The organism is Pedococcus cremeus, from assembly GCF_900111375.1.
Taxonomy (GTDB): domain Bacteria; phylum Actinomycetota; class Actinomycetes; order Actinomycetales; family Dermatophilaceae; genus Pedococcus_A; species Pedococcus_A cremeus.
In genome coordinates, this window is the sequence record NZ_FOHB01000007.1 from 205,177 (window position 1) to 217,867 (window position 12,691).

10 protein-coding genes are annotated in these 12,691 nt (G+C 72.9%); 9 read left to right on the plus strand and 1 reads right to left on the minus strand.

Annotated elements, in window-relative coordinates:
• The first annotated feature begins 31 nt into the window (after positions 1-31).
• Genes BMW78_RS14790 through BMW78_RS14805 form a run of 4 tightly spaced genes read left to right on the plus strand, consistent with a single transcriptional unit; the run spans position 32 to position 6,111 of the window.
• The gene (locus tag BMW78_RS14790; protein ID WP_091761302.1) at positions 32-295 is read left to right on the plus strand and encodes a WhiB family transcriptional regulator; all 264 of its coding nucleotides are present in this window, start codon (positions 32-34) and stop codon (positions 293-295) included.
• A 37-nt stretch (positions 296-332) separates the two neighbouring features.
• Positions 333-3,503: a glycosyltransferase gene (locus tag BMW78_RS14795; RefSeq protein ID WP_091761303.1), complete on the plus strand. Its 3,171-nt coding sequence runs from the start codon at positions 333-335 to the stop codon at positions 3,501-3,503.
• Positions 3,500-4,993, plus strand: coding sequence for a DUF5719 family protein (locus tag BMW78_RS14800; protein ID WP_091761305.1), 1,494 nt, complete (start codon positions 3,500-3,502; stop codon positions 4,991-4,993). The genes BMW78_RS14795 and BMW78_RS14800 overlap by 4 nt, the downstream gene beginning before the upstream one ends.
• A gap of 2 nt (positions 4,994-4,995) precedes the next feature.
• Entirely contained in the window at positions 4,996-6,111 is a 1,116-nt protein-coding gene (locus BMW78_RS14805; protein ID WP_091761307.1) for a hypothetical protein, read from the plus strand.
• A 78-nt stretch (positions 6,112-6,189) separates the two neighbouring features.
• On the opposite strand, the gene BMW78_RS14810 is transcribed toward BMW78_RS14805, so the two are convergent.
• Entirely contained in the window at positions 6,190-6,684 is a 495-nt protein-coding gene (locus tag BMW78_RS14810) for a metallopeptidase family protein (protein ID WP_091761492.1), read from the minus strand.
• Positions 6,685-6,744: 60 nt separating this feature from the next.
• Between BMW78_RS14810 and BMW78_RS14815 the strand changes: the two genes are divergently transcribed.
• From BMW78_RS14815 to BMW78_RS14835, 5 genes are read left to right on the plus strand one after another with little or no spacing between them, the layout of a single operon-like run.
• A complete protein-coding gene (locus tag BMW78_RS14815; RefSeq protein ID WP_091761310.1) occupies positions 6,745-7,140 on the plus strand; it encodes a DUF3499 domain-containing protein in 396 nt (131 codons plus the stop codon).
• 20 nt (positions 7,141-7,160) lie between these two features.
• Positions 7,161-8,606, plus strand: coding sequence for a phosphomannomutase/phosphoglucomutase (locus BMW78_RS14820; protein ID WP_091761311.1), 1,446 nt, complete (start codon positions 7,161-7,163; stop codon positions 8,604-8,606).
• Positions 8,603-8,812 carry a Trm112 family protein gene (locus BMW78_RS14825; RefSeq protein WP_091761313.1) on the plus strand — a complete coding sequence of 70 codons (210 nt, stop codon included), beginning with the start codon at positions 8,603-8,605 and terminating at the stop codon, positions 8,810-8,812. The genes BMW78_RS14820 and BMW78_RS14825 overlap by 4 nt, the downstream gene beginning before the upstream one ends.
• 11 nt (positions 8,813-8,823) lie before the next feature.
• Positions 8,824-10,011, plus strand: coding sequence for an SIS domain-containing protein (locus tag BMW78_RS14830; protein WP_091761315.1), 1,188 nt, complete (start codon positions 8,824-8,826; stop codon positions 10,009-10,011).
• A gap of 35 nt (positions 10,012-10,046) precedes the next feature.
• Complete coding sequence (locus BMW78_RS14835) at positions 10,047-12,641, plus strand: DEAD/DEAH box helicase (RefSeq protein WP_091761317.1); 2,595 nt, start codon at positions 10,047-10,049, stop codon at positions 12,639-12,641.
• Positions 12,642-12,691 lie beyond the last annotated feature (50 nt).

Genomic DNA, 12,691 nt, shown 5'->3' on the forward strand with positions numbered 1-12,691 from the left:
CCGAGACAGCCACCGGGTCGAGGAGGGAACCGTGCACGAACTACAACTGGTCTCCGTCAGCACAGCTGACGAGGCGGAGCTGTCCTGGCAGGAGCGCTCACTGTGCGCGCAGACCGACCCGGAGGCGTTCTTCCCTGAGAAGGGTGGGTCGACCCGCGAGGCGAAGAAGGTCTGCGTCGGCTGCGAGGTCCGGTCCGAGTGCCTCGAGTACGCACTCGCGAACGACGAGCGGTTCGGCATCTGGGGCGGCCTGTCCGAGCGCGAGCGCCGCAAGCTGAAGAAGCGCGCGGTCTAGTCGCCGCCCCGGCGACACCGCACCTGCTGTTCAGCGCATGACACTGGCCCCAGCGCACGCCCACGCACGCGACGGAGCACCCACCGCCACCCCCAAGGTGACCGCGGTGCTGGTGCTCCGCAGCGCCGGCTCCCGGCTCGGCGAGGTCCTCGACTCCCTCGCCCGCCAGACCCGAGCGCCGGAACGCCTCGTGGTCGTCGACCACGGGCAGGACGGCGACTCCGTCGACACCGTCCGCGGCCACGAGTCCCTCGCGAAGGCCGTCCCCGACATCCGTTTCACCACCGTGGCCCCCGGCTCCCCGCTGGGGGCCGCCGTGCGTTCCGCCCTCGCCGCCATCCCCCCGAGCGCCGATGAGGCCGACGACGCGGTGGAGCACCTGTGGCTGCTGACAGACGGCACCGCACCCGACCCGATGGCACTGGCCCGCCTCCTCGACGCCCTGCGCCGCTCGCCGTCGGTGGGGGTCGCCGGCCCGAAGCTGGTGCGCTGGGACGACCCGCGCACCCTGGAGTCGGTCGGCATCCAGCTCACCCGGGCGGGGCGGATCATCCCCTCGCCGTGGCCCGGGGAGCCCGACCAGGGCCAGTACGACCGGCGCACCGACGCCCTCGCGGTGCCGTTCGAGGGGATGCTCGTCGAGCGCGACCTGCTCGAGCACCTCGGTGGGCACGAGCCCGCCTTCGGCGACTTCGGCGCCGACCTCGACCTCTCCTGGCGCGCCCACCAGGCGGGCCACCGCGTCGTGGTGGTGCCTCGCGCGACCCTGCGCACCACCCCGCGTGGCGCAGACGGCGTCGCGTCGCGGCGCCGGGCCGCTCGCCGGGTGGCGCTCACCCGGTGCGCGTGGTGGGCCGTGCCGTTCATGGCCCTCTGGATCGCGGTCAGCAGCCTGTTCGGGGGCCTGGTCCTCCTGGTGGCCAAGCAGCCGACGGCCGCGTGGCGCGAGCTGTCCGACATCGGCGCCCTGCTCGACCCGTGGCGCAGCCTGGGTGCCCGCTGGCGGTCCCGCGGCACCCGCCGGCTGCGCCGCCGCGACCTCGCCGGGCTGTTCATCCGCCCGGGCGCGGCCCTGCGCCACACCGCCGACCTCGTGCACGACCAGGTGGTCCACGACCGCGGGCCGTCAGAGCGCGCTCACACCCCGGTGGAGGCGGTCGAGACCGGCCCGGTCTCCGACGAGGCGATGGACCTGCACGTCCTCTCCGCCTCGTGGGCCTCGCGCGTGGTCCGCAACCCCGGCGTCCTCGCCGTCACGGTCGCAACCGTCGTGACCCTCTTCGCCGGCCGCCACCTGCCCGGCGGCTTCCTCGGCCGCCTGGACTCCGGGCTGACCGGCGGCGAGCTGGTCGGCGTCCGCGCCGACTCGGCCACCTTGTGGCACTCCTGGGTCGACGGCTGGCACGGTGCCGCATCGGGCCACGCCGGCGAGCAGAGCCCCTACCTGGCCGTGCTGGCCGCACTCGCCTGGCTGGGCGAGCACCTGCCGTGGCTGAGCCCGGCGAGCTCGTCGGTGGGCGCGGCCGTGGCCGCGGTCGTCGGCCTCGCCTTCCCGCTCGCCACGTTCACGGCATACCTGTCGGCGCGCGTGGTGACCCGCTCGCGCTGGCCCCGCGCGCTCGCGGCGCTCGCCTGGTCGAGCACGGCCGTCGTGGGCACCGCCGTCGGCGCCGGCCGGCTCGGGGGAGTGGTCGCCGCGGTCCTGCTGCCGGCGGTGGCTGCCGGCTTCGCCATCGCGGCGCGGCGGCACAGCACGGCGTCGGCCACCGCCGCCACCGCCCTCGGCGCAGCGGTGCTGGGTGCGTTCGTCCCTGCCCTGCTGGTCCTGACCGCCCTGGCAGCCCTCGTGCTCGTCGTCGTCGGTCGGGGCACCGGCCCGCGGATCCGCGGGCTCGCGCTGCTGCTCGTGCCGCCGGCGCTCATGGGTCCCTGGCTGCTCGAGCTCGTCGAGGCTCCCTACCGGCTGCTCGCCGGCCCGGGGCTGGCGGTCTGGGGTGGCGCGAGCGCCAAGCCCTGGGAGATCGCCCTGGCCCACCCGGGCGGCCCCGGCTCGTACCCGGTGCTGTTCACCGCACCCCTCGTGCTGGCCGGCCTGGTCGGGCTGCTGCGCTGCGGCGCGCGGTCCGCTGCCGCCACCTTCCTGGCCCTGCTCGCCCTGCTCGGCCTCGCCGCCGGGCTGGCCGCGCCGCACCTGCACCTCGGCACGGTGCCCGAGGGCCTGCCCGGAGCCGGTGACCCGATCACCGCGTGGTCCGGGACCGGCCTGCTCGTCTACGTGCTGGCGCTCCTCGCCGCCGCCCTGCTCGGTGCCGACCGGCTGCCGCTGCGTCGTGCCGAGGGCGGCTGGCTCGCCGTGGCCCGGTGGCCGGTCGGCGTGGCCGTGGTGCTCGCCGTGCTGGCCAGTGCCGGCTGGACGGCGTGGAAGGCCGTCGGCACCGAGCTGTCGGCGTGGAACGACCCACGGCCGGCGATCGCCATCGACCAGGCCGAGAGCGAGCTGTCGAACCGGATGCTGCTGCTCGAGCCCCACGGCGACCAGGTGCGCTACCAGCTGCTGGGCCGCGAGGTCTCGGGCGTGGCGCGCGACCTGCCGCTGCCGGCCGACCAGCAGCCCGACCGGGCCGCGGTGGCCGAGGTCGTGGGGCGCCTGTTCGAGCAGGGCGGCTCGCCCGACGCGCAGGAGCCCGCCGCCGCGCTGGCCGACCATGCCGTCGGCTTCGTCGGCCTGCGCGCCGAGGCCACCGACCCGGCCATCCGCACCCTCGACGCCACCGCGGGGCTCTCGCGGCTCGGCCAGCACGACGGCGTGCTGTTCTGGCGGGTGATGCCGCACAAGGCGGCCGACGGCACGATCGCGCCCTCGCGGGCCCGACTGGTCGACGCCAAGGGCGTCAGCACCGACGTCCGCGTACTGGGCGACCACGGCCGCACCTCCACCCCGCTGTCACCCACTCCCGGGTCGACCCTCGTGGTGGCCGAGCCACCGGAGTGGGCGGCCCACACACGCGTCACCTACGACCGCGTGGTGCTGCGTCCGGTCGCTGGCGCCGACCAGCCGACCTACGCCCTGCCCGCCAAGACCGGGAAGCTGGTCGTCGACGTGCTGCCGACGGACGAGCCGTGGCGGTGGGCCCAGCTGGCCCTGCTGCTCGTCGTCGCGTTCGTGGCGCTGCCCTTCGGCGGCCCGGCCCCGAGGAGCCGTCCGTGATCGTCTCGCCCAAGGGAATCGTCCGCGCCGTGCTGGCCGCCGGCGGCGGTGCCGCCCTCGTGTATGCCGCGGTGCAGGCACCGGGCGCCGTGGCCCTCGGGCCTTCGTCCAACGCGGACACGAGCCGCGATGGCGGCACCCGCACGGTGCGCAGCGCCGCCCTCGTCTGCCCCGGGCCCGAGCTGAAGGGCCTCCCGGGGATCGACGACCTGCCGGTCGACGTGACCGTGGCGGCCTCGGCGGCTCCGGTGCGGGCGCTGACCGGCCTGTCGCTGCCGTCGCAGGACGGCACGTTCAGCCTCACCGACCTCGACGGCGGCTCGGCCCGCGCGAAGACGACGGCGCGCGGACTCGTGGGCCAGGCCCAGCTGACCAAGCCGTCCGCGGTCCTCGTGCGCGGGGAGCAGTCGATGGCCCCCGGACTCGCTGCCGCCCAGTCGTGGCTGGTGACCGAGGGCGACCACCGCGGGCTCGGCATGACGTCCTGCGGCTCGCCGAGCGCCGACGCCTGGCTCATCGCCGGCGCCGGCGCGGCCGGTCGCCAGGAACGCCTCGTGCTGACGAACCCGGGCGAGAACCCGGTGACCGTCGACCTCACGCTGCACGGCGCCAAGGGGATCGTCGACTCGCCGGTCGGCAAGGGCATCGTCGTGCCGTCGCTCGGCCGCACCGTCGTGCTGCTCGACTCGATCTCCGGCACCGAGGGGTCGCCCGCCGTCCACGTCGTGGCGCAGGGCGGCGAGGTGCACGCCGTTCTCAACGACTACTGGCTCGACGGCTCGATCGCTGCCGGCAGCGACGACGCCGTGGCAGCCGCCGCGCCCTCGCGCGACCAGGTCATCCCCGCGGTGGCGCTGGCCGGCTCGGCCGCGCTGCGCGTCGTGGTGCCGGGTGACGGTGAGGGCGTGGTGCAGGCTCGGGCGCTGACGCCCTCGGGTCCGCGGGCGCTGCCCAAGGACGGCGTGGTGCGGGTGGCCGGCGGCTCGGTGCGAGACATCAGCCTCAACGGGTTGCCGGCGGGGACCTACGGCCTCCAGGTCCGGGCCGACGTGCCGGTCGTCGCCGGAGCGGTCGTGCAACGGCGCACCGCGGCGACCGCGGTGGGCGACTTCGCCTGGACCGCCTCGACGCCTGCCATCCGCGGGGTGGCCGGCACGCCGCTGCCGTCGCAGGCCATCGCCGGCAAGCCGCTCGACCGGTCGCTGGCCCTCACGAGCAGCGGCGACACCGCCGGCGTCGAGGTCGTCACGACCGACGCGTCGGGCAAGGCGTCGTCGCGACGGCTCACCGTGGGGGCCGACTCCTCCGCCACGGTCGACCTGACGGGCGCGACCAGCGTGTGGGTGCACCGGCTCTCCGGCAAGGGTCAGGTGCGCGCCGGCGTGGTGGTCGGCGGGTCGGACGCCAAGGGCGCTCTCGTCACCGTGCTGCCACTGAAGGACGCGGTGCTGCGCACCACCAACGTTGGCCTCCTCGAGGTCCCGCAGTAGCGATGGGCTTTGACGTCGACGCAGCCCGGGTTCGCTCGCGCACGTCGCAGCTGCGCCGGGCTGGCTCGCCCGTGGTGCCGCTGATCGTCAGCCTCCATGGCGTCGACCGAGAGGCCACCGCACGCGCGGTGTCCGACGTGCTCTCAACCGTCTCGCTGGTGGAGGGTGTCAGCTGGCAGGTGTACCCCACGGTGGCAGGCGCCTGCGTGTGGTTCGTCAACACCTCCCAGTGGAAGCTGCTCGTGGAACCTCTGGTCACAGGACTGGAAGTACGTGGTTTCTCCGGTTCGGTGACCTCACCCGACAGGCTTCGACTCGACGACTTCATCAGGGCCCAACCTCCAAGGCCCACCTTGTTCTCCGGGTTCCGCCTCGAGGTCCCGGTCACCGATCTACCGGTCAACGAGTACGGCGTTGCTGCGTTCAGGTGGGGCGTGGCGCGTGAGTGGACGGACGAGCTCCTTGCCGCGGCGGCGAGGTGGGTGCCGCTCGACGACGGTGCCACCGAGGTGACGGGCGCTGGTCCCACCCTGCCGGCCGAGCCCGAGGATGCGGCTGACCTCCTCGGCCTTTGTCTGCCGTACGCGGATCAGACGTTGGTGCTGCACTCGGTGTCACTTGGTTCTGCACGCTACCGCGCCGTGTGCGTGCAGCACTGGGGTCAAGTTGCCCAGGTGCGGGTGGAGCCCGGGATGAGCGATGTGGAGCTTGCTGCGTCGTTCATCCCCACCATCTCTGCCACCGCACCGGGGTTGGAGATCGCGGTCATCGATTTCGCCGGTCCCCTCTTCCCGAGCTGGAACTCGTTGTCGAATGGTGGTCGGTGGGTGTTGAACCGGCGTCTGTGGGCGAGTCGCGTGGACGACGTCCACGGCATCCAGCTGCTCACGTCGGAGCACCTCGAGCGGGCCACGGACCTGTCCGGCTGGAAGGTCACCAGGGTGACTGACGACCGGTGGTTGGTCTGCGCCCCGGACCTCAGGGACTGGTACGAGATGCCCGACCAAACTGCGTGGGCGCAAGGGCAGTTCCCGTCACCGGACTTAGTGGCGCAGGCACGGCGGGACTTCGGCGCCATGATCGCCTCGGAGGAGGAGCTCCAACGGAATGTCCGATGAGCCCTTGGGATGCCGCGCGGCCAGCCAGCCAGCCGGCATACCTCGCCGTTCGGCGAGTTGACCTACGCGCTCCGGGGGTCAGTCGAAGTCGTCGCCGTAGCGAGGGTCGAGCTGCTCGGGAGGGATGCCGAGCAGTGCGGCGACCTGCTCGACCACGACGTCCTGCACGATCGCGGTCAGCTCACGGGTGTCGTGGGCGCGGCTCTCGATCGGGCGACGGTAGACCACGATGCGCGCTGGCAGCTTGCCCTGGGCGGGGAACAGGCGGCCCAGCGGCACCACCGAGCTCTCCCACGGGGCGGGATCGCTGGGTGGCACGTCCTCGACGGCGAACTCGACGTCGACGTGGCGTTCGCCCAGGCGCGACTCGAGCCGGGAGGCGGCATCGAGCACGAGGTCGTCGAACTGCTCGCGCCGGGAGACCATCGCGGGCACTTCCGGCCAGGCGAGCGGACCGCGGCGGCCACGGCCACGCCGGTCGCGGCGCAGGCGCGCCGGCACACTGGCCGACCCCGAGGCGGAGCCCCGAGAGGGCCGCGAGGGGAAGCGCGCACCAGCGCCGGCAGCGGTCATGCTCGCCATGCTACGGCGCGCCGATGCGGCTTCCTGCCGGTCGTGGTTTAAAGTCCACCCGTGAGTCTGACCAGGAGGTGTTCGCGCACCGCGTGCCCCAACGCCGCGATCGCCACCCTGACCTACGTGTACTCCGACTCCACCGCTGTCGTGGGGCCGCTCGCGACCTACGCCGAGCCGCACACCTACGACCTGTGCACCGTCCACGCCGAGCGCCTCACCGCGCCGCGGGGCTGGGAGATCGTGCGGCTGTCGGGGGAGTACGTCGAGCCCGAGCCCACCCACGACGACCTGCTCGCCCTGGCGAACGCGGTCCGTGAGGCGGGCAAGCCGAAGCTCACCGAGCACCCCACGCCGCAGGCCGTACCCGGCCAGGTCGGTCGCGGCGAGGAGAGCCGGTCCGGCGCCGTCGAGACCGGCCGGCGCGGCCACCTGCGCGTCCTGCGCGACCTCTGACTGCCGATAGGGTTTCGGGCGTGACCGCGCCCGTGCTTGCCAACTTCATCAAGGCCTACGACGTCCGTGGTGTCGTGCCCGACCAGCTCAACGTGGACGTCGCCTACGCGATCGGCTCGGCGTTCGCCCAGGTGGTCGCGTTGCCGGAGCAGGCCAAGGCGGTAGTGGTCGGCCATGACATGCGGCCGTCGTCACCCGAGCTGTCCCGGGCGTTCGCCGACGGGGTGGCTGCCCACGGGATCGACGCCATCCTCATCGGGCTGTGCAGCACTGACGGCCTCTACTACGCCAGCGGCGCCCTCGACCTGCCCGGTGCGATGTTCACCGCCAGCCACAACCCGGCGCAGTACAACGGCATCAAACTGTGCCGCGCCGGCGCCCGCCCGGTTGGCCAGGACTCCGGCCTCACCGACGTCCGCGACCTTGGCCAGGCCATCCTCGACGGCGGCAAGCCGTTCGCCCGCGACGACCTCGAGCCCGGCACCGTCACCGAGCGCGACGTGCTGGCCGACTACGCCGCCTTCCTGCGCTCGCTGGTCGACCTGTCGCAGATCCGCCCGCTCAAGGTGGTCGTCGACGCCGGCAACGGCATGGGCGGCCACACCGTGCCGGCCGTGCTCGGCACCGCCGCCGGGCTGCCCGAGCTGCCGCTCGAGGTGGTCGACCTCTACTTCGAGCTCGACGGCACCTTCCCCAACCACGAGGCGAACCCGCTCGAGCCGGAGAACCTGCGCGACCTGCAGGCAGCTGTCCGCGAGCACGGCGCCGACATCGGCCTGGCCTTCGACGGCGACGCCGACCGCTGCTTCGTCGTCGACGAGCGCGGCGAGCCGGTGAGCCCGAGCGCCATCACCGCCATGGTCGCCGCGCGCGAGGTGGCCCGTGAGGTCGCCGCCGGCACCCCGGCCGCGGACGTCGGCATCGTCTACAACGCGATCTCCTCGGCGGCCGTCCCCGAGATCATCGCCGAGAGCGGCGCCCGGGGGATCCGCACGCGGGTCGGCCACTCCTTCATCAAGGCCCAGATGGCCCACGAGGGCGCCATTTTCGGCGGCGAGCACAGCGCCCACTACTACTTCCGCGACTTCTGGTTCGCCGACACCGGCATGCTCGCCGCGCTGCACGTGCTGGCCGCCCTCGGCACCCAGGACGAGCCGCTGAGCCGCTTCATGGCGGCATACAACCGGTATGCCGCGTCCGGCGAGATCAACTCGACGGTCGCCGATGCTGCGGGCACCACCGAGGTGGTGCGAGAGTGGGCGGGGGGGCAGGGCGCGGAGTTCGACACGCTCGACGGCTTCACCGCGACGCACCGCGGGGGTGACGGTGACCCGATGTGGTGGTTCAACCTGCGCCCGTCGAACACCGAACCGCTGCTGAGGCTGAACGTCGAGGCCGCCGATGAGGCCACAATGGAACGGGTGCGGGACGACGTCCTGGCCCTGGTGAGAGGAGAGGCCCGATGACCGAGAAGGCCGGCGCACCCCTGATCGAGCCCTGGCTGCGGGAGATCCTCCGCTGCCCGGCGTGCCACGCCGAGCTCGCGGACGCGGAGGGTCCCACGGGCCAGCCCGAGCTGCACTGCACCAACACGGCCGCCTGCGGCCTGCAGTACCGCATCGACGACGGCGTGCCGGTGCTGCTCGTCGACGAAGCCCGCAAGCCCGCCTGACGGGCACGGCAATGGCCCCGTTCCTCGACGAGAAGCGCATCGACAACGAGGACGCCTGCGCGGCCCTCGACACCCACGGCACCCTGCGGTCGCTCGCGATGGCGGGAGCGCAGGTGCGCCAGGCGCTGACCCTGTCGCAGGACGCGGGAATCGAGCGGGTCGCCGGCGGTGAGCGCCCCCGGTCGGTGCTGGTCGCCTCGCTCGGCGGCACGGCGGTCATCTGCGACGTGCTCGAGATGCTCGCCGAGCCGGGCTCGCCCGTGCCGGTGGCGATCCGGCGCAACCTGCCGCTGCCCGGGTGGGTCGGGCCACTCGACCTCGTCATCGCCGTCTCGCAGTCGGGCCGCGCGGCGGGGCCGCTGGCCCTCGCGGCCGAGGCTGCGCGCCGGGGCGCCTCCCTGTTGACCGTTGGGGCGTCCGACTCGCCGCTGGCCGACGTGTGTGCCCGCGCGCGTGGCGTGCACATCAACGTGGGCAACGACCGCGACGGCTCGCGCACGCACCTGTGGTCGATGCTGGCCCCCGTCATGCTGGCCGCCGGCCAGATCGGCATCGCCGACGTCGACGCCGCGGTGCTGGCGGACGTGGCCGACCGCCTCGACGAGCACGCGGAGGCCTGCCGGCCCTCCTCGGAGTCGTTCGTCAACCCGGCAAAGGTGCTCGCGGTCGACCTCGCCGAGACCGTCCCGCTCGTGCTCGGCGACGGCCCCCTCAACGGAGTAGCCGCGTCACGCGCCGCTTCCATGCTGGCGCGCACAGCCCGTATGCCGGCGACGTTCGGCGAGCTGCCCGATGCCGCCTCCCAGATCGTGGCCTGCTTCGACGGGCCCTTCACGACGGCGTTCAGCTCGTCGTCGGCCGGTGCGAGCGGCGTCGCGGCCGGCGACATCTTCGCCGACCCCTACCTCGATGGGCCGATGCCGCCACGGCTCGGCCTGCTGATGCTGCGCGATGCCGTGCCGGAGGACCCCTCTCCCGAGGTGGCGGAGGCCGAGGCGCTGACCGAGGCGGTCGTGGAGTCGGCCCGGGAGACCGGGGTCAAGGTGTCGCAGGTGACCGCCGAGCCGGGGCACCCGCTGGTGCGGCTGGCGGGGCAGATCGCTGTCACCGACTTCGCGGCCACCTACCTCGCGCTCGGGCTGGGGCTTGACCCCGCGGTGGCCCCGCACGTCGCCGACCTGCGCTCGGGTCGCCGGTGACGGCTGACCCAGGCTCGTCCGCTGGGGCTGGTCCCATGCCGGTGGTCGGTTCGTCGGGGACGGCTGGTCCCGGCTCGTCGGGGACGCTGCTCGACCACCTCCCGCCGGAGGGGGAGCGGGATCCGGACGCCCTGTTCGACGCCTTCGTGCAGTGGGCGTCGGGCCAGGGGCTGACGCTCTATCCGGCCCAGGAAGAGGCGCTGATCGAGGTGATGACGGGGTCCAACGTGATCCTGTCGACGCCGACCGGGTCGGGGAAGAGCCTGGTGGCCACCGGCGCCCACTTCGCGGCACTGGCGGCTGGGGTGCGCACGTACTACACGGCGCCGATCAAGGCGCTGGTGTCGGAGAAGTTCTTCGCGCTGTGCGACCTGTTCGGTGCCAGCAACGTCGGCATGCTGACCGGCGACGCGTCGGTGAACGCCGACGCCCCGATCATCTGCTGCACCGCCGAGGTGCTCGCCAACATCGCGCTGCGGACCGGCGCCTCGCCCGAGATCGGGCAGGTGGTGATGGACGAGTTCCACTTCTACTCCGAGCCCGACCGCGGCTGGGCGTGGCAGGTGCCGCTGCTCGAGCTGGCGCGCACGCAGTTCGTCCTCATGTCGGCGACCCTCGGTGACGTCACGCCGTTCCAGAAGGACCTGACCCGGCGCACCGGCCGCACGACCGCGGTGGTGACGTCGGCGGAGCGACCCGTGCCGCTGTCGTACTCGTGGGCGCTGACGCCGCTGCACGAGACGCTCGAGGAGCTGCTGACGACGCACCAGGCGCCGGTCTACGTCGTGCACTTCACCCAGGCTGCGGCTCTGGAGCGGGCGCAGTCGCTGATGTCCATCAACGTCTGCACGAAGGAGGAGAAGGCCGAGATCGCCTCTCTCATCGGGGGTTTCAGGTTCTCCGCAGGTTTCGGCAAGACGCTCTCGCGGCTGGTGCGCCACGGCATCGGGGTGCACCACGCCGGCATGCTGCCCAAGTACCGGCGGCTGGTCGAGCAGCTGGCGCAGGCGGGGTTGCTCAAGGTCATCTGCGGCACCGACACCCTCGGGGTGGGCATCAACGTGCCGATCCGCACGGTGGTGCTGACGGGGCTCACCAAGTTCGACGGGTCGCGCCAGCGGCTGCTCAAGGCACGCGAGTTCCACCAGATCGCGGGGCGAGCCGGCCGGGCCGGCTATGACACGTCCGGCTCTGTTGTGGTGCAGGCGCCCGAGCACGTCATCGAGAACCACCGGGCGCTGCTGAAGGCGGGGGATGACCCCAAGAAGCAGCGGAAGGTGCAGCGCAAGAAGCCGCCCGAGGGCTTCGTGACGTGGACCGAGGAGCAGTTCCACCGGCTGGTCGAGGCCGAGCCCGAGCCGCTGGTCTCGCGCATGCAGGTCAGCCACTCGATGCTGCTGAACGTCCTTGCCCGCGAGGGTGACCCGTTCGAGGCGATGCGAAAGCTGTTGCGCGACAACCACGAGGACCCCCGCCGCCAGGCTCGGTTGGCGCGACGGGCGATCCAGATCTACCGGTCGCTGCTGACGGCCGGGGTGGTGGAGCGGCTCGACGAGCCGGACCAGTTCGGCCGTGCGGTGCGGCTGGTGGAGGACCTGCAGTTCGGGTTCGCCCTCAACCAGGCGTTGTCGCCGTTCGCGCTGGCGGCGTTCTCGGTGCTGGACGAGGAGTCGCCGACCTACGCGCTCGACGTGGTGTCGGTGGTGGAGGCGACGCTCGACGACCCGCGTCAGGTGCTGATGGCCCAGCAGTTCAAGGCGCGCGGCGAGGCTGTCGCGGAGATGAAGGCCGAGGGCATCGAGTACGACGAGCGGATGGAGCTGCTCGAGGACGTCGAGTACCCCAAGCCGCTGCAGGAGCTGCTGGAGGCGGTCTTCGAGACCTACAGACAGGGCCACCCGTGGGTGGCCGAGACGCCGCTCTCGCCGAAGTCGGTGGTGCGCGACCTGTGGGAGCGCGCCATGACGTTCGGTGAGTTCGTCGCCTACTACGGGCTGTCGCGGTCCGAAGGGCTTGTGCTGCGGTACCTCTCGGACTGCTACAAGGCGCTGCGCCAGACGGTGCCGGACTCGGCCAAGACAGACGAGCTCACCGACCTCATCGAGTGGCTGGGTGAGGTGGTGCGTCAGACCGACTCGAGCCTGCTCGACGAGTGGGAAGCGTTGACCGATCCCACTGCCTTGTCAGGCACTTTGGACGGCGAGGGCGAGGTTCGGCCCGGGGGAGTGGCGGGCGAGCCTCGGCCGATCACCGCCAACGAGCGGGCCTTCCGGGTGCTGGTGCGCAACGCGATGTTCCGACGGGTCGAGCTGGCAGCCTTGCGGCGGTGGATCGACCTCGGCGAGCTCGATGCCGCCGCAGGGTGGGACGCCGACCGGTGGCAGGAGGCGATCGAGGACTACTTCTCCGAGTATGACTCCATCGGCACGGGGTCAGACGCGCGGGGCCCGGCGCTGTTGCAGATCACCCGCGAGCCGGGGCAGTGGCTGGTCCGCCAGGTCATCGACGATCCCGAGGGCGACCACGACTGGGCCATCACGGCCGTCGTCGACCTCGAGGCGTCGGGCGCCACGGGAGAAGCGGCGGTGGCCATCACCGACTTCGGCCCCGTGAAGAATTTCCACGACTGACGTCCTGAGCTCCGCTTGTGGGTACGCTCCTCGGGTACGACGCGACGAGC

Coding starts and splice junctions, on each gene's coding strand:
- BMW78_RS14795 (WP_091761303.1), top strand. CDS start 333: ATGACACTGGCCCCAGCGCACGCCCACGCACGCGACGGAGCACCCACC.
- BMW78_RS14805 (WP_091761307.1), top strand. CDS start 4,996: ATGGGCTTTGACGTCGACGCAGCCCGGGTTCGCTCGCGCACGTCGCAG.
- BMW78_RS14810 (WP_091761492.1), bottom strand. CDS start 6,684: ATGACCGCTGCCGGCGCTGGTGCGCGCTTCCCCTCGCGGCCCTCTCGG.
- BMW78_RS14825 (WP_091761313.1), top strand. CDS start 8,603: ATGACCGAGAAGGCCGGCGCACCCCTGATCGAGCCCTGGCTGCGGGAG.
- BMW78_RS14830 (WP_091761315.1), top strand. CDS start 8,824: ATGGCCCCGTTCCTCGACGAGAAGCGCATCGACAACGAGGACGCCTGC.
- BMW78_RS14835 (WP_091761317.1), top strand. CDS start 10,047: ATGCCGGTGGTCGGTTCGTCGGGGACGGCTGGTCCCGGCTCGTCGGGG.